This is a genomic window from Candidatus Chloroploca mongolica (assembly GCF_004762035.2).
In the GTDB taxonomy this organism is placed as follows: Bacteria; Chloroflexota; Chloroflexia; order Chloroflexales; family Chloroflexaceae; genus Chloroploca; species Chloroploca mongolica.
In genome coordinates this window covers 82,690-103,303 of sequence record NZ_SIJK02000020.1, presented here as the reverse complement: position 1 = coordinate 103,303, position 20,614 = coordinate 82,690, and the positions used below count along the sequence as shown (strand labels likewise).

Below are 20,614 nucleotides of genomic sequence, written 5' to 3'. Positions count from 1 at the left end.
GCTGGTTCAGGGCCCGCACCAAGGGGGGCCAACGCCCGCCATGTCATTCCGAACGGAGTGAGGAATCTTCCCTGCGGCGCATGGAAGACCCCTCGCTCCGCTCGGGGTGACAGGGCGGGCGCAGCGGAGTGACACGGCGAGCGCAGCGGAGTGACACGGCGAGCGCAGCGGAGTGACACGGCGAGCGCAGCGGAGTGACACGGCGAGCGCAGCGGGAGGCAATGCCAGCCATGTCATTCCGAACGCCGTGAGGAATCTTCACTGCGGCCCATGGAAGACCCCTCGCTCCGCTCGGGGTGACAAGGAGGATGCCTTGGGGTGGTTCCATGCCCGCACCAGGAGGACGATCCACCCCAGACGAACGAGCCGGAGGCAGCGGGGGCGTCCGGTCGGCGTGCTTCCCAAAGGGCGTGCCGATCCGGCCGATCGCCGAGGTCGGTTGCCGCGTCGCCTGCGGCTGGCATCGCGCCACGCTCGGTGTGTGTGCCCATCAGCGGAGCAGCACTGGTCATGACCCGCACGTCATATGAAAAACCTACCCCCAAGAGGGTCCCGCCCCCGCCACCGGCCCCGTACGGGCACCCCTGGCGGGTGCCCTCCCCTGGCGGGTGCCCTCCCCCCTGCGTGCCACCAGGCCAGCTCCGCTGGCCTGGTGGCACACACACCACCTGAGAGCGTTTTGTGAGTTTTTGCATAGGAAAATCCCCGCCCTTGTGAGCATTACGATGGTAAATCGTAGCAGCTTACGAGGGTATCTTTATCCCTGTACGGTATGCTTAGACTGAGCCATAGATAGCCTTCGAAAGCATCGTGGCAGCGAGGGTCAGGTTCGCATGGCAGTGAAGTATCGGGAAGAACAGAAAGGGATATGCGATGCCAAGTCACAACCGTCACACAAGTGCCACGTACGTGTTTCGTCGCTACATGCCCTGGGTTGCCCTCAGGATGATGGCCTATTTCTGGTGTGCCGCCATCATCGTGAGCCTGGCGGTCGTGGTCAAACAGGTCGTCTTCGCAACGGTTGCCCTGATCCCGCTGGCCCTGGTACTGATCGTCTTCCTCCGCTATCGCACCGAAGCGGTCTGCATCCAGGGTGACCTGCTGATCTTCCGCTATGGGGTGCTGGCAGTGCGCACCTATAGCCTGCCGCTCTGGACGTGTACGCCCGACTATCACCAACCGTTCATAGCGCGGATGCTCGATTATGGCACGATCCGCGTCGGGGCAGGCGCAAGCCCGCTGACAATGCATGAACTCGGAGACTTTACGCTGCTTCGGACGATGATTATGTCACGCCAGGCCGAAATGATGTCCGGGCAAAGACAACGACGGTTCCTGATGATTACGTGACCTCAAGACAACAGAAAGGGGGTAGAGCTGTGGAACAAGAACACAAAACCGGCTTCTATACCAACGAACGCCCCCTTGATCTGATGATTGGCGGACGCTTTATCCTTCAGGCGCAACTCGCCCGCACGGCAATGAGTCACGTCTTTCGCGCCTACGATTGTCATACTGGTACCGTCTGTGTCGTGAAAAGCCTCGCGCCCACCGCGCGAGGCTTGCCCCCCAATGATGCGTTGCTCGCTTTCCTCCGCGAGGCGGCAACGCTCGCCCAGCTTGACGGGCCGTTTCCCAGGCTCGTCACCCTCAACCGCGATCATATCGGCTTCTATATGGTGCAAACCTATATCGAAGGCCAGACGCTTGACGCGATCCTTGAGGCCAAACCGCTCACCGAAGCCCGGGCCCTCACCATCGCCGCGTCGCTGATCCAGGCGCTCAGCTTCGTCCATCAGGCCAATCTGGTCTACGGCGACCTCCATCCCGGCAATGTGATGGTCCAGGCTGATGGCAGCGTGATCTTGCTCGATATGGGCCTTGCACGACCCTGTAACAGCGACCCGCCCGAGTTGCGCGGTATCGGCACACCCGGCTATGCCGCCCCTGAACAGTACGCCGGGTTGCCGCTCGACCAATCGAGCGATCTCTATGCCTTGAGCCTGGTGCTGACCGATCTCTTTGCCCACCTGAATGTGCCCGAGGTCGTCCACGTCGTCCTGGCCCAGGCCCAGGAACCACTGCAAGCCAGACGCCGGGTAGGGCTTGCCGATATCCGCCGGGTTGTCGACATCGCCCAACGCAACCGCCGCCGCCGTGCGCAACCAGTGCCAACCCTGCCAGCCGTCGACCTGCGCACTGCACGGCGGCAACGCGCTCAACAAGCCCGTATCATCGGACTCTGCATCATCACGATGCTTGCCATCCTGGTGCTAGCAGGACTGGCCCTGGGAGGAGTGCTAGCGTATTAACGTTAGGTCTGTCGCCCTAAAAACCCGTTCCTTCTGCTGGCGAACGATGTTCGCCAGCAGAAGATTAATCAAGACTTAATCAAAGAAATACACCTCCTTAACACATCTGATCTACAAGATCACTACAATTGCAAGGTGAGAAACCTCACTTGCATCCAAGTTAAGGAGAGCGTATGAAAGTCGCCCGTTTCGCCCATGGCCTGGCCCTTCTGCTGGTAGCTACGATCCTCCTCGTAGCCTGTGGTTCACAAACTCCTGCCGCCCCGGTTGCCTCAACAAACGCCCCTGCTGCGATTGACTGGAGCACCATGACCTCTGCCACTGAAGGCGGTGGGATGGAGGCCCTGATTGCGGCGGCACAGGCAGAAGGCGAATTGAATGTCATTGCCTTGCCTGATGATTGGTGCAACTATGGCACGATGATGGCAACGTTTAGCGAAAAGTATGGCATCAAGGTCAATTCAATCAACCCTGAAGCCGGTTCCGCTGATGAATTGCAGGCTGTCCGCGATAATCGCGAAAACAAAGGCCCCCAGGCCCCCGATGTGCTTGACGTTGGTCCGGCTTTCGGCCCACTCGCCAAGGATGAAGGTCTGCTCTCTCCGTATAAGGTCATGACCTGGGATACGATTGATGGGCTCAAAGACCCCGATGGCTACTATTACACCGATTACAACGGCGTCATGGTCTTCGAGGTCAACCTGGATGTGATTCAAGATGTGCCCCAGGATTGGGCCGATTTGCTCGATCCAAAATATGAGGGCCAGGTAGCGCTCGCTGGTGATCCTCGCGCCTCCAACCAGGCCGCCCAGAGTGTCTATGCCGCGGCGCTTGCGAATGGCGGTTCGCTCGATAATATCGAGCCTGGTCTAGAGTTTTTCAAAGCGTTGAATGCCAATGGCAACTTGCTGCCCCTGATCGCGAATACTGGTTCGATCGCCAAGGGCGAAACACCAATCACGTTCCAGTGGAATTACCTGGCGCTCGCCAATGCCGAGTCCTTTAACGGCAATCCGCCGCTCGAAATTATCTATCCTGCGTCGGTCAACTGGGGCGGTTTCTATCTCCAGGCGATCAGCGCGTATGCGCCTCACCCCGCTGCGGCTCGCCTCTGGCAAGAGTTTCTCTACTCAGACGAAGGCCATACGATCTGGATGCAGGGCTACTGCGCTCCCGCTCGCCTTGCCGATATGCTCGAACGTGGGGTCGTACCCGATGACCTCAAAGCAAAACTGCCCGACCCCGCGATCATTAGTAGCGCTGTGGTGCCCAATGCTGACCAGTTGAGCGCTGCCCGCGAGTTGATCAAGAATCAGTGGGATAGCGTTGTCGGTCTCGATATCAAATAAATCGTGCTGGTAACAACCCACGGATGACACGGATGGGACGGTTTTCGTCCATCCGTGTCCTTCTGTGTTTTGCTGTGCCTCCACGTTGCAAAGGGACAGTCGTTGCTATGAGCACATCCCCCCCACCTCGCTATCGTAACAATGCCTGGCGCGAGCACCCGCTCTGGAATTGGGTCGGCCTCGTGCCGTTTTTTCTTTTCATTTTCTTGTTTCTGATCATTCCTTCGCTGAATCTGTTTACCGGGGCTTTTGTTACCAATAAAGGTTTCTTTACCCTCGAAAATCTCAGCGTTTTTCGTAATCCTCTTGTTCTCAAAGCATATATGACGAGCCTCCAGGTGAGTCTGCTGACCGCAGTGATCGGCGGTCTCTTTGGTTTTTTCGTGGCTGCAGCAATAACCCTCGGCCATCCCCCACGCTGGATGCGTAGTCTGATAATGACCTTTTCCGGGTTGGCCGCCAATTTTGGTGGCGTGCCACTGGCCTTTGCGTTTATCGCCACCCTCGGACGCACTGGTTTTGTGACGGCGCTGCTCAAAGAGGTCTGCTTTCCTGGCCCAGATGGGACGCAAATCTGCCCCTTTAATCCCTATGACCACGGCTTCAGTCTCTATAGTCTGACCGGCCTCGTCTTGGCCTATACCTATTTCCAGTTCCCGTTGATGGTGCTGACCATCACGCCCGCGCTCGAAGGGATGCGCAAAGAATGGCGCGAAGCGGCGGCGAATCTGGGGGCTTCTACCTGGCAGTACTGGCGCGATATTGCGCTGCCGGTGCTCACCCCTTCGATCCTCGGGGCAAGCATTCTGCTCTTTGGCAATGCTTTTGGTGCCTACGCGACCGCTCAGGCGTTGACGGGCGGCAGTATTCCGCTAGTCACAATCTTTGTCGGTCAACAGATCCGTGGGGACGTCCTGGGCAATCCTCACGAAGGCTATGCGATGGCGATGGGCATGGTGGTCGTTATGGCCATTACCATCGTGGCCTACAGTATGTTGCAACGCCAGGCGTCACGGTGGATGAAAGTATGAAAGCACAACAGATCAACTGGTGGGCGATCTTCTGGATCGTGCTGGCGGCACTCTATTTTCTCTTGCCGATGTATGGAACGCTCGATTTCTCGTTGCGCATGGAACGCAATACGATCAGTCTGAAGGCCTATGAGATCGTTTTTGCCGATCCTCGCTTCTGGCGGGGGTTTCAGTACTCGACCCTTATGGCCCTGATCACGATTGTTGTCAGCATTATCCTGTTTGTGCCAACGGTCTATTGGATGTATCTGAAGGTGCCCCAGGCTCGTCCGATCATGGAGATCATCACGATTTTGCCCTTTGTTATTCCGACCATCGTCTATGTCTTCGGGTTGATTCGGACGTTTTCGCGCCCTCCCTTCCAATTGACGCTCCATGCCTTCACCACTGATATGCTGATTGTGGCCGGGTATGTGGTGATTTCGATGCCTTTTATGTTCCGGGCGATTGATGTCGGCATGCGTGCCCTTGATGTGCGTACCCTTACCGAAGCGGCCCAAAGCCTTGGTTCAAACTGGTTCCAGGTGCTGGTCTATGTGATTGTGCCGAATCTCCGCGTTGCGATCCTCAGTGGTGCGCTGATCTCGTTTGCGACGGTGATGGGTGAACTTATTCTCGCGAGTTTCCTGGTGCGCCCCGCCCTCGCCCCTTATATGGCGCTCCTGGGGTTGACCAAAGCCTATGAGCCGGCTGCGCTGGCAATTATTAGTTACGCCCTTACCTGGTTTAGCCTCGGGTTGCTCCAAATCGTCAGTCAGGGCGGTACAACCCGGCAGTTGACTGGACGATAAGGTGCGGGAGAAGACATGACTCATCTTGAACTCAGCCATATCCGCAAGGCGTTTGGCGCTGCTGTTGTCGTTGAGGATTTTAATCTGGCGGTGAACCAGGGCGAGTTTATCTCGTTCCTCGGGCCAAGTGGCTGTGGCAAAACAACCACCTTGCGTATGATTGCCGGCTTTGAATTACCAACCGCAGGCACCATCACGATTGATGGCAATGATCTGACCAATACCCCGCCCAATAAACGCAATGTGGGCATGGTCTTTCAGTCCTACGCGCTCTTTCCAAATATGACGGTCGCGCACAATGTAGGCTATGGCCTGAAAATCACAAGCAAAAGCAAAGCCGAAATCATGCAGCGCGTCCACGAGATGCTCGCGCTGATCCAGATGGAGGAGTTTGCTCAGCGCTATCCGTTCCAACTTTCAGGCGGTCAACAGCAGCGTGTGGCCCTCGCCCGCGCGCTCGCGATTCGCCCTCAGCTGCTCTTGCTCGATGAGCCACTCTCGGCGCTTGATGCCAAGATCCGCCTCGAGTTGCGTCACGAGATCCGCCGTATTCAACGGCAATTGGGCATTACGACCATCTATGTAACCCACGATCAAGAAGAGGCGCTGTCACTCTCGGATCGCATTGTGGTGATGAGCAAGGGCAAGATTGAACAGGTCGGTACCCCAACTGAAATCTATAATGCACCGGCGACCGAGTTCGTCGCTCGTTTCGTTGGACATATCAATCTGTTGCCAGTCACCGTGCTCAATCCCACCGATGGGGTCATAAGCCTCGGTCGCCAGACGCTGCGCGCCGGGCGCTTTGGCAAGCTCAATGGGCGACCAGTGCAACTCGCTGTCCGCCCCGAAGAGATCAATCTTGGTGCAAAGCCAGACACCAATACCCTCAGCGGCGAGGTGGAATCGGTCACCTACCTGGGGTCGATTGTTCGTATCGGTCTACGCATCGAACATCATCCGCTCTCGCTCGATGTTTTCAACGAACATACGCTCAAGCTGCCGCGCATCGGCGAAACCCACACCATTCACTTTCCAGTGAATGCCTGCTGGTTGATCGAAAAGTCTGATTAGCATTTATATGCTGCAACGCGATGATCAAGGCCAGCTTCGCTGGCCTTGATCATCGCGTTGCAGCAGGTATGACAACGTCCCTAGCGCCGCATCATCGCGTTGCAGCAAGTATGACAACGTCTCTAGCGCCGGACAAACGGGAGATAAGCCCGTGGCACCAGGAGGCCTTGTGCGCTGCTGCCAACGCTGATGAACCCGTAGGCCGCATCATTGTCGGCACGAACTTGCGCAAGTTGCCCTGCGGTAGGTTCAATCACGGCATATATCGTATACAGCCCCCGCTCTGCCGGGGTGATCCAGTTCACCTCTGCGTTCACCGAACTTCGCGCCGGGATGCCGTCAACAACGGTGCGCCCAATCAGGCGATCCGGGCCAGGCGGGTTCTGTGGGTTCGTTGAACCACTGTCGGCAAGATAGAAGGCCACGCTGAAGCTCTGATTTTGATCTTGCAGACCATAGTTGTGGATCGGTACCTGCACACGCACCTGTTCGCCCGGTTCGGGTAACGCCGGTAGCACTCTGATCTCGCGGGTGTACCGACGCAGCGCCTCGCCCTGATCGCCTCGCCGCCACGGGAGGTTGAAGGCCGGATCAGGCTGGTTGTAGTATTGATCCCAGCCATTGCCCGGCTCAACAATGGGCTCGGCCGCGTAGTCAATCACAAAGGCGTTGAAGCCAGGCGACCAGTAGACAAATGGTTCGACGCGGTAGGGGAAACGTACCGCCTCGCCGGTCAACGCGCCAATCCTGATCCGCACCACGGTATCTTCCTGAAGTCGGAATTCGTGGTTCGAGATCCGCTCCGACCCATATTCATCACTGTAGCGCTCGACAAAGTAGGGCCGTTTGTAATCTGATGAGGCCGAGCCGCCGATCTGAAAGAACCCAAAATCTAACCCGGCACTCACTTCGACTGAGCCTTCGGCACCGCCTGTCTGGACCTCGCGCCCGTTGACGATGTTCTGCGAACGACTGTTGCTGCCCCGGTCTTCGCGGATTTTACTCAATGTCAACTCAAATTCGGTGACTTGTTCGCCCACGCTGACCCGCCGAAACTGCGCAATCCGGTTGTACAGGCGATAGTTCGGTGGCGCCTCACGAGGGTACGACAAGAGATTCAGCGGCTCGTGACTCGGCACATAGCCCGAAGCAAGCCGTTTGCCCGGCACAATCGTCTCAGCGCTGACGTTGCACTGGTTGTTATCACAGACCGGCCAGACGACCAGCAAATGCCCGCCTACGGTGTTGCTTTCATCAGTGTAGATCGGGTATTCCCAGGTGTCATAGTCGCTCTCGGTACGAATGATGACGTCGTCACGCCCCGCCAGAATCGACTGCCGCAGGCGCACGGTCTCGATGCGGGTGGTAGCTTTTTCAAAGTTGGTGCCATAGCTGCGCTCGATACTTGTGGCAACATGCGAGCCAAGCACGTTGTTGCCGCTGTTGAGCAGATCAATCATCCGCGTCACAATTTCAGGCCCATTCAGATTGATCACATTTTGCTCAATATAACGAATCAGATCTTCAGCCGAAGGATCAGTTGGTGGGACGAGGGCCGCATTGATCCGCTTGATTTCGTTGATGACTTCGTCAATCACCGATGGCCCCTGCACATCTTCCGTACTGTTCCTCCCCAGAGTCCAGCTCCGTTGAATGTCAACCGCAATTTCGCTGGTCGCGGTGCTTGTCTCGTAATAGACGCTGGTCGCACACTCACTGGGGATGTTCGGGTTCTGGCAGACGTTGACGCTGATTTCGGTGCCGTCAGGCAGAATGTCAAAATGGCTCGGCGGCGCGTTGATGATCGCCAGCACCTGGCCCACATTCGTCTCACGCCGATAGACCGGCGGGCCGAGCCGCACGCGGTCGCCATCAAAATCGCCAAGCGCCAATGCATATTCCGTTGAGCAACAAGGTTGATTGACCGTCGCATGCGTGAGTTGCGTACGCTCGACAACGCTGCTGATGTTGCCACCCGCATCAAGGTCAGCCCCATAGACGATAACCTGGGTCTCTTGACGCTGGCTGTCGGTGCGGTAGTTCACCACGACAATTTCAGCCCGCAGATCGCGGTTCAGATCGGCCATTGCCACCGGGCGGCGACTGCTCCCCCGATTTCCAAGTGACGTCAGATTATCAACCAGGGCAAGCTTGCCTTGATCGTCGATCCGATAGAGCCGAAGGTTGTTTTCAATATAAAAAACAAGTTCATCCTTGCCATCGAGATTCATATCACCAACGGCGATCGTGCGAAAGGAGGCTCCATTCTGATCAACCCGTTGACGATCACGTTCCGTGACCGCCCCAAGATCGGCGCGTACATCGAAAATGCCGGCGAAACTCTCACGCTTGTCACTGCTATTGATCCCATAGCCAAAAGCAAGCTCCAGCGCGACATCGTCGTCGAAATTGCCAGCAGCTACCGCCAGATTGCCAGGCGAAGCATTCGACACCAGCGTCTCGACCACCTCTGGTCCAACCAGATACGTTTTCAGGCGCGGCTCCAGCGTATCGTTCACCAGGGTGAAGAATTGAACATAAATACCCCAGTAGCCACTCTCGTTCACATTCTCTTCGACCGCAATAAGCGCAAGTTCGCTCTGCCCGTTGCCGTTGAAATCGCCAACCGCCAGATCAAAATTGAGCATATTAGAGGAAGTGGAGGCGGGAGCCTGCACCGCTATCGCCGCACGCCGACGAAGTTCGAGGCCCCCGTTGCCATCAAAGATCTCGAGATGCAACTGCCCGTCTTCCCCCTGATACGCCAGCGCAATTTCGTCAGAACGATCAGCATCAAGATCGCCCGCAGCCAGCCGCATCTCGTCGCTCCACCGCGTCAGTGTAATGCCTGACGTAGCAGTGTACGCTCGCTCCCAGGTAAAAGCCTGCTCGCCCCCCTGCAACTCGGGCACAAACAGGATCACCCGGCGCTCACGATCAGGCCACGCACCAACAACATTGCTGCGCAGGTTGCCATCAAGGTTGAAGGTGACCACATCCATCGGGCTACGCTGGAAACGACCAACATCCGGGCCAACATTACGGCTCAAAGCCTCGGTGGGTGTGATCGCCCATCCAGCGTCGATCGTATTCGTTAAGGGACTTGTCACCGGCAAGACCGGGCCTGCCGCATCGTAAAAGGTGTGGTAGGCAACATCATCCGGCGTCGTGCTTGTTGGCGTCGGTCCATTCCAAAACAACACAATGTCGGCCGCATCAAGGAGCGTTGCGCTGCCAGCAAGCGGATCAAGCCCAGGGTTCTGGGCCAGTACCTCTTCGAGATTTGTCAGCTTCGAAGGCTGCCCAGGACGATGCAACGGAATCGAGCCACCCTGCTGCGCTGAAACCGAAGGTGGTGCCAGCGGCACGCTGCCGACTAGCGTGAAAAAGAACAGACTCGCAAGGGCCAACCTCATAATCAAGCGCATAGGTTATATTCCTTCTGATTAGTAGTCTGGAACGTAAGCTTTCCGACATTCCTGGGAGCGAGGGCGTCTCGCCCTCGAACGCCCCCGAGGGCGGGACGCCCTCGCTCCCAGGGCGCAAAGCAGCAAAAAACCTACTTCACACACTACGCATGCCTTGCATGAAGCGTTACACCGAGAAAAAGTGGATAATTCTATCTTAGGGAGGTTCCGTCAACGCAACGTCAATGCAAGCAAGACTCATGCTAAAATGTCGTTATGCTCTTTCTGCTCGGTGCCATGCAACTTGTTGTGGATGGACGCAAGGCAGCCCTCTTTACCCCCGAAAAATCACTCGCACTCCTGGGGTATCTCGCTGCTCATCGTGGCATGCACTCGCGCCGCGCCCTCGCGGGGCTCTTCTGGGGCGACATGGCCGAAGAGCGAGCCCAGGCCAATCTGCGCATGGCGCTCTATAGTCTCCAAAAAGTGCTCCCCGCCGGGTATATCCAGGCCGATCGCAAGAGTGTGGCGTTCGATCCCGAGGGCCTGGTCACACTTGATAGCGAGCAGTTTGAACAACTCCTCAGCACGGTTCATGATCTCGACAACCCAGCCCGTCTTGACACGCTCGATCAGGCCATCCAGCTCTATCGTGGCGAGTTTATGGCCGGGGTTGCGATCGAACACGAGCTCGCCTTTGCTGAATGGCTCTACGAACGGCGCACCTGGTACCACGGGCGGGTGCTCGGTGCCCTCGATGATCTGATCACCACGGCAACCCGCCACAGTGCCTGGCCCAGGGCTATTACGGCCACCCGCAAGCTCCTTGCCCTTGATCCATGCCGCGAACAGGCGCATCGCCAACTGATGCACTTGCTCGCCCAGCAAGGCGCGTATACGGCGGCCCTGGAACAGTACACGACCTGCCAGACGATCTTGCATGCACGGATGGGGCTGGCGCCTATGCCCGAGACTGATGCGCTCTATGCACGCATCAGCATAGCGCGCCTGCGTGGGCCGCCCTCCCTCCCTGCCGTAACCCTTCCCCTTGTCGGACGCGAACATGAGCTTGGTCTGCTTTACCAATATCTGGTTGTTGCCCCCCTTCGCCTGGTCACGCTGCTTGGGCCAGGAGGCGTTGGCAAGACACGCATCGCCCTGGCAACGGCCGCCCACCAGCACTACGCCTGGCGCGATGGCATCTGCTTTGTGCCCCTCGCAAATCTCACCAGCGGCGCCGATCTGGCCCAGGCCATCGCCGAGGCGCTCCAACTGGCCCTCTCTGGGCAACGCAACCCTCGCGAGGATCTGCTGGATTTCTTGGCCAAGCGCGAGATGCTGATGGTGCTCGACAATTTCGAGCACGTTCGGGACGAGGGCATCGCGCTGGTCGAGGCGATCCTTGCGGCTGCCCCAGGTGTGCAACTCCTTGTGACATCACGTGAACGCTTGCACTTGCGTACCGAGGTCTGCCTCCAGGTTGAAGGCCTGAACTATCCACCCGAACAGGCCGATCCAGACCTTGCTGCCCCACCCTATAGCGCGATCCAACTCTTCCTGCGTCTCGCTCACCTCGAGCATGCCGGCACAATTCCGGCCTCAGAACTGCTCGCCATCAGCCAGATCTGCCGTAGTCTCCAAGGCTTGCCCCTGGGCATCGAGTTGGCCGCCGGCCTGACCCCACAGCTCAATTGCACGACCATTGCCGCCATCCTTGAACACGATCGTGATCGCCTGCAATCCACCCTCCACGATGCCCCTCTCCGCCACCAGAGCCTCCGTGCTGTGTTCGAGCGTTCCTGGGCACTGCTTGATACGTTTGAGCAACGCATCTACCGTCGCCTGGCGATCTTCGCGGGGCCCTTTACCGCCGAAGCGGCACGTAGCGTTGCCAGCACGTCGCGCTATACCCTCGATCAGTTCCTCGGCAAATCGCTGTTGCGCACCAATAATCAGGGCTACTACGAGTTGCACGAGATGCTACGTTACTATGCCAACGAACAACTCGCTAATGACCCAGAACAGGACGATGTACGGATGGCGCATTGTGGCTATTACCTGAAACTGCTTTACACAAACCTGGACGCGCTTGCTGGACACGCGCCACGTGATGCCGTTCAGCAACTGGGCCGCCAGTTCGCGAATATCCGGGCGGCCTGGCATCACGCCGCCAGGGGAGACACCGTGCCCCACCTCGAGCTAGCGATCGAAGCCTGGTTACGCTACTATGTGGCAACCAGTCGCTTCCACGAAGGCGAGCAGCCGAGGCCGCCAGCGACCAGCGCGCCACAGCCGTCTTGAAGATCGCCCAGGCACCCCCGGCCCATCCCACGCCAACCATCAGCGATCCCGTGGCATAACCAGACCTATCCCGCGGACGTTTCCACACGGCGCTCACCACTCCCGCTCCGCATCACCACCCCAAAAACGACCAGATAGATGAGCGCCAAGCCCACCAGCAACGGGCCAATGAGCCCAACCCCATAGTTCCCCGCCAGCACGCCAATCCCCCACGGCAGCAACGCCGCGCCTAGATTAGCGCCGGCAATCTGAAACCCGATCGTATTCGCACTATGCATGCTCCCAACCCGTTGCGCCGTCGTCGCGATCAGGGCAGGAAAGATCGGCGCGAGCGCAAAGCCCATCAAGAGCATGCCTGTCAAGCCCGCCCACGGCACCGCGAGCAAGCCGATTAAACCGGCACCTACCATGGCCCCCAGACTCCCCGCCCAGAGCAAGGTCGTCTGGCTGAAACGCCCGGCCACGATGCCCGCGACCACCCGGCCGAGCGTCAAGCCAGCCCAGTAAAAACCAACCCACTGCCCCGAACTAGCTGGATCAAACCCGCGCCCAACGCTAAAAAGGGTGTAGCTCCATTGCCCAACACTCACCTCTAGCCCGGTGTACAGCGCAAAAACCAGGATGCTCAACCAGACTGTCGGTAACTTGGCAGTGGTACGTAACGCGACGGGGCTACGCACAGCGTGTTCGTGCGTGACCGGCCCATCAGCAACCCAGCGCTGGCGACTCAAGAAAAAAGCCAGCGCCAGCACCAGTTGCCCGCCGCCCACCAGCAGATACCCGATCTGCCAGGGTTGGTTACGCACCAGCAAGCCCGTCATCAAAAATGGCCCCGCCGCCGCCCCCAATCCATAACAGGCATGCAACCAGGCCAGTACCCGCGGGCTGGTCGCGGCAGCCGCATAGGTATTCAACCCGGCATCAATCGCGCCGCCCCCCGCCCCCAGTAACATCGCCATCGGCAAGAGCATCCAGAACGCTGGCGCAAGTGCCAGGCCAAGCAGACTCAGCGCCGTCACCAGGCAACTCACCGCCAATAAGACCCCGACCCCCAGCCGAGCCAGAATGCGACCGCTCAACATACTTACCGTCAAAAAGCCCACCGAAGCAGCCGCAAGCAGATACCCCAGGGCCCCAAGCCCAACCTCCTGGGTGGCGGCAATTGAAGGCCACGCGACCCCCAACAGACCATCAGGTAGGCCCAGACTGATAAAACCGACAAACATCAGGCCAATCAGCACCAATTGTCGTGATCGCAAATCTTTGAACCTTCTTTGTATCTCAACCATCTACAATGAGAAACAGCGGCGCACCATATAATCACAGCCTGCATCATAGCCCGACCCGTCTTCACTTTTACCAGGCGCCGTCCCATATTCTCTACCATGGAGGTAGCCCTCATGACAACGGAAGAACTCGCCCGCAACGTGCAGTTTACTGTTGACTCCCGCAACAACATTACCTCGGTCGTGTTGAGCCCTGATTTGTGGCGCGAAGTGTTGCACTCCCTCCGCGAGGCCGAAGATCTCAACCTGGTGCATATGCTCCAGGAACGGGCAACGGCAGGTACAGTAGGCATCGGTGCGTTGCGCTGGCGTGAGTTTGAAGAAGAGTATGCGTAGCTCCTGACCGCTGTATAATTCCCCATCGACCGCACACAATGCGGGGCAAGCCATGCTTGTCCTGCATTTTTTTGCCTCGCCAATGCGTGGTACACTACCACGCGTATGTGCCAATGATCAGGATCAGGAGCCCTCTATGGATATTTCGCGTGATTCAGTGCTGCGTTATCACTCTGAAGGACGCAAAGGCAAAATCGCCGTCGTCCCAACCAAACCAAGTTTAACCCAGTACGATTTGAGCCTGGCCTATACGCCAGGCGTTGCTATTCCCGTCCTCGAAATTGCCAATGATCCACAACTCGCCTACGAGTATACCGCCAAAGGCAATCTTGTGGCCGTGATCACGAATGGCACCGCAGTCTTGGGCCTGGGCAATCGTGGCGCCCTGGCCAGCAAGCCTGTGATGGAAGGCAAGGCGCTGCTCTTCAAACGTTTTGCCGATATTGACGTCTTTGATATTGAGCTTGACCTCACTGATCCTGACCAGATTATTCAGGTTGTCCAGGCCATGGCCCCAACCTTTGGCGGGATCAACCTTGAAGATATCAAGGCTCCCGAATGTTTTTATATCGAACAACGCCTCAGCGAACTCCTCGATATCCCGGTCTTCCACGATGATCAGCACGGTACCGCGATTATCGCCACCGCAGGCCTGATCAATGCCCTCGAGTTGACCGGTCGCACCATGGCCGCAACTCGCCTCGTCATTGCTGGGGCCGGCGCCGCTGGCATTGCCTGCGCCGAGTTGCTTGTGCTCGCTGGGTTGACCCGTGGCAATATTACCCTCTGTGATACCAAGGGCGTGATCTACGCCGGTCGCCCCGGAACCATCGACCCCTTCAAGGCTCGCTTTGTTCAGGAGACAACGGCACGGACGCTGGCCGATGCCCTCGTAGGGGCCGATGTCTTTCTCGGCCTCTCAGCTGCCAATACCGTTACCGGTGAAATGCTTCAGGGCATGGCGCCGCAACCGATCATCTTTGCCCTCGCCAATCCCGACCCCGAGATCCCCTATCCCGAGGCCAGAGCCGCCCGGCCTGATGCGATTGTCGCCACCGGGCGCAGCGATTATCCCAATCAGGTCAACAATGTGCTCGGCTTCCCCTTCATCTTCCGCGGCGCACTCGATGTGGGCGCCCGACGCATTACCGATAAGATGAAGCTCGCTGCCGCCCACGCCCTCGCAGCCCTCGCTCACGAGGATGTCCCCGACTCGGTGCTCAAGTCGTATCACCTCGATAGTCTGCGGTTTGGGCCAGAGTATATCCTGCCCAAACCCGTTGACCCCCGTGTCTTGCTCTGGGTTCCCCCGGCGATTGCCGAGGCGGCGATGGAAGAAGGCGTGGCTCGCCGTCACGTCGATCTCGCGAGCTACCGCGATGCCCTCGAAAGCCGTCTCGGCAAGGGCTGGACGTTGATGCGCTCAATCTTTAATAAGGCCCGGAGCAATCCGAAACGCATGGTCTTCGCCGAGGGTGAGGAGGATCGCATTATTCGTGCTGCCGCTGCTATCCAGTCCCAGGGCCTTGGTATGCCCATCTTGCTAGGACGGCCCGAGGTCATTGCCAATAATATCCAGCGCCTTGGCCTTGATTATCAGCCCGAAGTCTATAACCCGCGTGAGTCACCACGCCTCGAACACTATGCCGAGGTGCTCTTCGAGCGGCGGAAACGCCGGGGGTTGACCCATATCGAGGCCCGTCAACTGGCGATGCGGGCCAACTATCACGGCCTGCTGATGCTTGCATGCGGTGAAGCCGATGCCTTCCTCTCTGGCCTCACCTCGAACTATATTGAAGCCTTGCGCCCCGCCCTCCAGGTGATTGGCACCCGCCCCGGTGTCCGACGCGCCGCAGGCTGCGAGATGATGATCGTCCACGACCGCGTCGTCTTCTTCGCCGATACCGCGATCAATGTCACACCCTCGGCCGAAGAACTTGCCAATATTGCCGAACTTGCCGCCGGAGTCGCCACCCGCTTTGGCATCAATCCACGCATCGCGATGCTCTCGTTTGCTAATTTTGGCAGCGCCCCCCAGGAAGAAAGCCCGCAACGGATGGCCGAGGCTGCCCGCATTCTGCAAGAACGCCGCCCCGATCTCGCTGTCGATGGCGAAATGCAGGTCAATTCGGCCCTCGTCCCCGAGATTACTGAGCAACTCTATCCCTTCAGTCGCGTCAAGAAGGCGAATGTGCTCATCTTTCCCAATCTCGATGCCGCCAATACTGCCTATCAGTTGACCCAGCGCCTTGGTGAGGCCGAGGCGATTGGTCCGATCTTGATGGGCATGAAACGCTCGGTGCATATTTTGCTCCCCGACGATGAGGTGCGCGATATCGTCAACCTCGCCGCTTTTGCCGCGGTTGACGCCCAGGGGTAAAGAGCACCCATGCGCATGCGATGGCGCTCATACGCCCACCAGCGTTGCTGGTGGGCGTATGAGCGCACCAGCAACCTTTACCTGACGATGAACAGTAAATTCGCCGCTTCAGGCAGAATGGGGTCAATATAGTTGTACGCCAATGGCAACAACACGGTCGCAAAATAGCGCAAGACAAATGAGTTGGCGATGCTGTTCCCAAGCATGCTAAAGAGGGGCAGGCCGATATTTTGCCCGCCCCGCGCAATCATCAGATTCCACATCAGAATCGATAAAATCCCGATCAGAATGACGCCAAAAAACATGCCAAGCAACGTGCCAATGACACGATCCAGGTATTCCAGGCTTCCCGGTAGTTGGGCATACCGAAAGGTGTAGATCCCGGCCGCCGTGAGAAAGATAAAGGCGAGCATCAAGACGATCGTGAAACCAATGTACTGAGCAACAAAACGCTCACTCCCAAAGCTGCGCACAAAAAATTCTCCCAGCGGAGCATAATAGAGGCTGGCGAGCACAATGGCAAGATAGAGCGAGACAATGACGATGAGGAGACGAATCATGCCTTGAAAAAAACCAGCCGCAATCGCTCCGATGAAGAGAAGAATCAGTACCAGATCGATAAAATTCATGCCGCGCTCCTCTTCCCTAATCGGGTAGGTATGTGCGCAAGGATTATAACATAGCGCCTCCTCAGCCCGATCTCAGTCTTTAGACAGTTGACACCGCTCACCCATGTATTACCATAGAAGTGATGGGTTCATGCCATGTGCCGTTGAATGCCCGTCAGACCTCACAAGTCTTGAAGACCTGCGAGGTCTCAGGCGGGTTGTGTTGCTTAGACATGGTTTCAGAAAGCGCCTTTGAATGTGACCGTTGTAGTGCCGACGTATGAATATTCAATAACACATCGGGTCTATGGGAGTGCCGCCTTCAGTCGGCTTCCGGCTCAGCCGACTGAAGTTGGCACTCCCTGATGTAATGCTTAAAAACCATCAGTCGGCCTAAGGCGGACTCAGCCGACTGAAGGCGGCACTCCGATAAAAACGAGGTTTCCCGGTACTTCGTGGCCCGGGAGCGCGGGTGACCCGCCCCCCCACATACGCGTCGTCCACGCCCGCAGCGGCAAAACTGCTCCCAAGCCGAAACTGTTACTTCTTCGTTGCCATTTGATTCGGGGATTTCTACCTATGAGCTCGCTTGCAACGGGATCTTGTCCCGCTCCGCTTCCCTCTGATGCCCTCAATGTCGAGCCAGCACTTCAGGCTAATCTCCTCACCGACGAGCCGCCGATCGATCCTTCGGTTGCCTTGCCGCCATTGACCAATGCGCCAACCGAGCTGCCACCGCTGCATCGGGAAGAACACGCCGCGAGGCCGCACGACAACCTCGCTGCGGCCCCTTACGAGCCTGAACAGGCTCTCATTGGCGTTGAGTCACCACCATCAAGCCTCACGCAGGCCGAAGTGCGGCAGGCCCTGCGCCTTTCAACCATTGAAGGTGCGGTCGCTAATGTCCATCTTGCCATCACCGGGGCCATCGGTGGCAGTGTCTTTTTGACCGGGTTTGCCGTGTTGCTGGGCGCCAATAGCTTGCACATCGGTATCCTCGGTGCGCTCCCGTTCATTGGGCAGTTGACCCAGTTTGTCGCAGCCTATCTCGAAGATCGTTTTGGGCATCGCCGCCGCCTGGTGCTGGCCGGTACCCTCGTCGGTCGTTTGATCTGGGCCGCACTCCTCACCTTGCCCTTCCTCGCGCTCACCGAAGATACACGCTTGTTGACCTTTTTTGCCTTGCTGGCCTGTTCCTATGCCGCCAATGGTATCGCCGGTAATGCCTGGCTGAGCTGGATGAGCGATCTTGTGCCCCCTCGTCGCCGTGGCAGTTACTTTGGGATCCGTAATACCGTGGCGACGCTGTCGGCCATGATTGCCACGTTCCTGGCTGGTCTTACAATTGACCATTTTCGCCTTCAAGGCCGCGAGGCAACAGGCTATGCGCTTATTTTTGCGGTTGCTGTGCTCGCAGCTATCGGTGCAGCCCTGCTGATCCATCGCCAGGCTGAACCACCCGTCCAACCCAAACCGCAGATGCGCCTCAGCAAAATGTTCATTGCCCCCTTTCAGGAACCTTCGTTTCGCTCGTTTGTCATGGCTAATGTCGGCTGGGCGCTCGTGACGGGTATTGCCTCGCCCTTTTTCTTTGCCTATGGCTTGACCGTCCTTGGGATCAGTTTTTCGACCCTGAGCCTCACAGTGATTGTTACGAGTGCGGTTTCACTCGTCTTTAATCCACTCGTTGGACGTCTGCAGGATACCCTTGGCTCGCGGTTGGTGCTCGTTGGGTGTATCCTCGGTACGGTGCCCCTGCCCCTCGCCTGGGTCGTCGCCACCCCCACGAATCTCTTCCCAATCTGGCTCGCCGCGATCTTTACCGGTGTCTTCTGGCCCGGCCTGACCCAGGGGCTGTCCAATGTCTTGATGGAACGCGCTCCCGCCGCCCATCGCGGTTCCGCTATCGCTGGCTATGGGGCCGTGACTGGCTTCGGAACCTTGATCGCTGGCCTCTTCGGCGGAACCCTCGCGCTCTGGTTTGCCCAGATCCATCTCAGCCTCGGGATGGTTACGGTGACCGGACTCGCGTTCCTCTTTCTGCTCACGTCCCTCGGTCGTATCTTCATGGCCGCTGTCTTTTGGCGTACGCTCGCTTCCCCTTGACATCAGCCTTGTATTCAGCATATACTTTACGCATTAAAGGCGGGGTAGTATGCTGATAGCTGGTGTTGTACCCTGCTCACCTTCATGATGTTTCCTCCCCCACCGCTCTGCAAAGTATAGCAGGAGGCGTTCGCATGGCTACGATGAGCCTGCAAGCCGCATATGATCAGGCCCGCAACTATCTTGAGGCCAATCAGGTCGATCAGGCGATTGGTGTGGCTCAGCAGATCCTTGACCACTTTCCTGAAAATCTTGAAGCTCACCGGGTTCTTGGTGAGGCCTATCTCGCTGGACGTCAGTTCGATCAGGCCGAGGCTGCCTTTAGCCGCGTGCTCTTTGTTGATCCCGAGAGCATTCCCGCTCACGTTGGCCTCGGGATTACGTTTGAACGCCAGGGGAAAATTGAACACGCGATCGCTGAGTTTGAACAGGCCCTCGAGATTCGGCCCGATATGCCCGAATTGCGCGGGCAGTTGCTTCGCCTCTATACCGATCTCTGGGGGGCCGAGGGCGCAACCCTCCGCTTGAGCCGCCCCGGGCTCGCACGCCTCTATGCCAAGGGCCATATGCTCCCCCAGGCGATTCAAGAGTTCCGTGGCGTGATTGAGGAGCATCCCGAGCGCTTTGATGCCCGCGTTGGCCTCGCTGAGGCTCTCTGGCGCGATGGGCAGGAAGAGGCTGTGGTCGAGTTGTGTGAGGAGATCCTCGCCCAGCGCCCCGAGGTGCTCAAGGCGAATCTGCTCCTTGGTTATATCCTCCTCGCTGGCGGCGATCCCGCCGGTGAAGCCTACTGGCACCGCGCTCAGGCCCTCGATCCCTATGAACTGGTCGCCCATGCGCTCTTTGATCCGATGCCTGGTATCGTTGGTCCAGAACTTGTCGTGCCCGCATGGGACGAGGCTGTTTGGTTGGCTCGACGCACCCAGGCCGAAGAGACGCCCGCTGCCCCGCTCGGGGAAGAACCAGACGCCGTCTTCGCGCAGGCCGCTCCCCCAGTAGAGCCGGTCGTGACCGCTGATGAGGTGCTGCCTGAACTGCCCCCATCCTCTCCTGTGAGCGATTTTGATGATGAAGATGATTTCCTCGCTAGTCTCCTGGCAATGGAGGCCGGCGTTGAAGAGGAGACCGCTTTCGCTGAAGAGAGTGGGGTGACGCCGTTCAGTTTTGATGAGCAGCCTCCTCTGGCTGAGTCTGTTGCTCCTTCTGATGCTGAGCCTTCCACATCCGCTTTTGCGTTTACTGAAGATGTTGCGCCTGTGGAGCATGCCGCCCCCATCACCGACGACGACGTCAATCTGACCCCCTTCTCGCTCGATGACCTCGGTTTCACTGCGGACGAAATCGCCCAACTCGAAGCCGCTGTCCCGGTCGAAGAGGTCGCACCCACCACCGACGAGGACGACGTCAATCTGACCCCCTTCTCGCTCGATGACCTCGGTTTCACTGCGGACGAAATCGCCCAACTCGAAGCCGCTGTCCCGGTCGAAGAGGTCGCACCCACCACCGACGAGGACGACGTCAATCTGACCCCCTTCTCGCTCGATGACCTCGGCCTCAGCGACGACGAAATCGCCCAACTCGAAGCCGCCATTCCGGTCGAAGCAGAAGCCCCCATCACCGACGACGACGTCAA

14 protein-coding genes are annotated in these 20,614 nt (G+C 58.1%); 11 read left to right on the top strand and 3 right to left on the bottom strand.

What is annotated here, in order from left to right; genetic code table 11:
• The first annotated feature begins 873 nt into the window (after window positions 1-873).
• The 6 genes from EYB53_RS12660 (at window position 874) to EYB53_RS12635 (ending at window position 6,557) form a co-directional block, all read left to right on the top strand.
• Window positions 874-1,350, top strand: a complete 477-nt coding sequence (locus EYB53_RS12660; RefSeq protein WP_135478547.1) for a PH domain-containing protein — start codon at window positions 874-876, stop codon at window positions 1,348-1,350.
• 29 nt (window positions 1,351-1,379) lie between these two features.
• The gene (locus EYB53_RS12655) at window positions 1,380-2,312 is read left to right on the top strand and encodes a serine/threonine-protein kinase (RefSeq protein WP_135478546.1); all 933 of its coding nucleotides are present in this window, start codon (window positions 1,380-1,382) and stop codon (window positions 2,310-2,312) included.
• Between the two features lie 173 nt (window positions 2,313-2,485).
• Complete coding sequence (locus tag EYB53_RS12650) at window positions 2,486-3,661, top strand: ABC transporter substrate-binding protein (RefSeq protein ID WP_135478545.1); 1,176 nt, start codon at window positions 2,486-2,488, stop codon at window positions 3,659-3,661.
• A 107-nt stretch (window positions 3,662-3,768) separates the two neighbouring features.
• A complete protein-coding gene (locus tag EYB53_RS12645; protein WP_135478544.1) occupies window positions 3,769-4,692 on the top strand; it encodes an ABC transporter permease in 924 nt (307 codons plus the stop codon).
• Window positions 4,689-5,483 carry an ABC transporter permease gene (locus EYB53_RS12640; protein WP_135478543.1) on the top strand — a complete coding sequence of 265 codons (795 nt, stop codon included), beginning with the start codon at window positions 4,689-4,691 and terminating at the stop codon, window positions 5,481-5,483. The genes EYB53_RS12645 and EYB53_RS12640 overlap by 4 nt, the downstream gene beginning before the upstream one ends.
• 15 nt (window positions 5,484-5,498) lie before the next feature.
• Complete coding sequence (locus EYB53_RS12635; protein ID WP_135478542.1) at window positions 5,499-6,557, top strand: ABC transporter ATP-binding protein; 1,059 nt, start codon at window positions 5,499-5,501, stop codon at window positions 6,555-6,557.
• Between the two features lie 122 nt (window positions 6,558-6,679).
• On the opposite strand, the gene EYB53_RS12630 is transcribed toward EYB53_RS12635, so the two are convergent.
• A complete protein-coding gene (locus tag EYB53_RS12630; protein ID WP_135478541.1) occupies window positions 6,680-9,985 on the bottom strand; it encodes an FG-GAP repeat domain-containing protein in 3,306 nt (1,101 codons plus the stop codon).
• Window positions 9,986-10,240: 255 nt separating this feature from the next.
• On the opposite strand from EYB53_RS12630, the gene EYB53_RS12625 reads away from it, so the two are divergent.
• The gene (locus EYB53_RS12625; RefSeq protein ID WP_135478540.1) at window positions 10,241-12,265 is read left to right on the top strand and encodes an ATP-binding protein; all 2,025 of its coding nucleotides are present in this window, start codon (window positions 10,241-10,243) and stop codon (window positions 12,263-12,265) included.
• Window positions 12,266-12,330: 65 nt separating this feature from the next.
• On the opposite strand, the gene EYB53_RS12620 is transcribed toward EYB53_RS12625, so the two are convergent.
• Window positions 12,331-13,524 (bottom strand): MFS transporter, encoded by a 1,194-nt coding sequence (locus EYB53_RS12620; protein WP_167857379.1) that lies wholly within the window; start codon window positions 13,522-13,524, stop codon window positions 12,331-12,333.
• A 141-nt stretch (window positions 13,525-13,665) separates the two neighbouring features.
• On the opposite strand from EYB53_RS12620, the gene EYB53_RS12615 reads away from it, so the two are divergent.
• Window positions 13,666-13,887 carry a hypothetical protein gene (locus EYB53_RS12615; RefSeq protein ID WP_097653766.1) on the top strand — a complete coding sequence of 74 codons (222 nt, stop codon included), beginning with the start codon at window positions 13,666-13,668 and terminating at the stop codon, window positions 13,885-13,887.
• 136 nt (window positions 13,888-14,023) lie between these two features.
• The gene (locus EYB53_RS12610; RefSeq protein ID WP_135478538.1) at window positions 14,024-16,267 is read left to right on the top strand and encodes an NADP-dependent malic enzyme; all 2,244 of its coding nucleotides are present in this window, start codon (window positions 14,024-14,026) and stop codon (window positions 16,265-16,267) included.
• A 77-nt stretch (window positions 16,268-16,344) separates the two neighbouring features.
• Here the strand turns inward: EYB53_RS12610 and EYB53_RS12605 are convergent, their stop codons facing one another.
• Window positions 16,345-16,896, bottom strand: a complete 552-nt coding sequence (locus tag EYB53_RS12605; RefSeq protein ID WP_135478537.1) for a CvpA family protein — start codon at window positions 16,894-16,896, stop codon at window positions 16,345-16,347.
• 558 nt (window positions 16,897-17,454) lie between these two features.
• On the opposite strand from EYB53_RS12605, the gene EYB53_RS12600 reads away from it, so the two are divergent.
• On the top strand, window positions 17,455-18,981 hold the full coding sequence (locus tag EYB53_RS12600; protein ID WP_135478536.1) for an MFS transporter: 1,527 nt from the start codon (window positions 17,455-17,457) through the stop codon (window positions 18,979-18,981).
• 134 nt (window positions 18,982-19,115) lie between these two features.
• On the top strand, window positions 19,116-20,614 hold a 1,499-nt coding region (locus EYB53_RS12595), incomplete at its 3' end, for a tetratricopeptide repeat protein (RefSeq protein ID WP_167857378.1).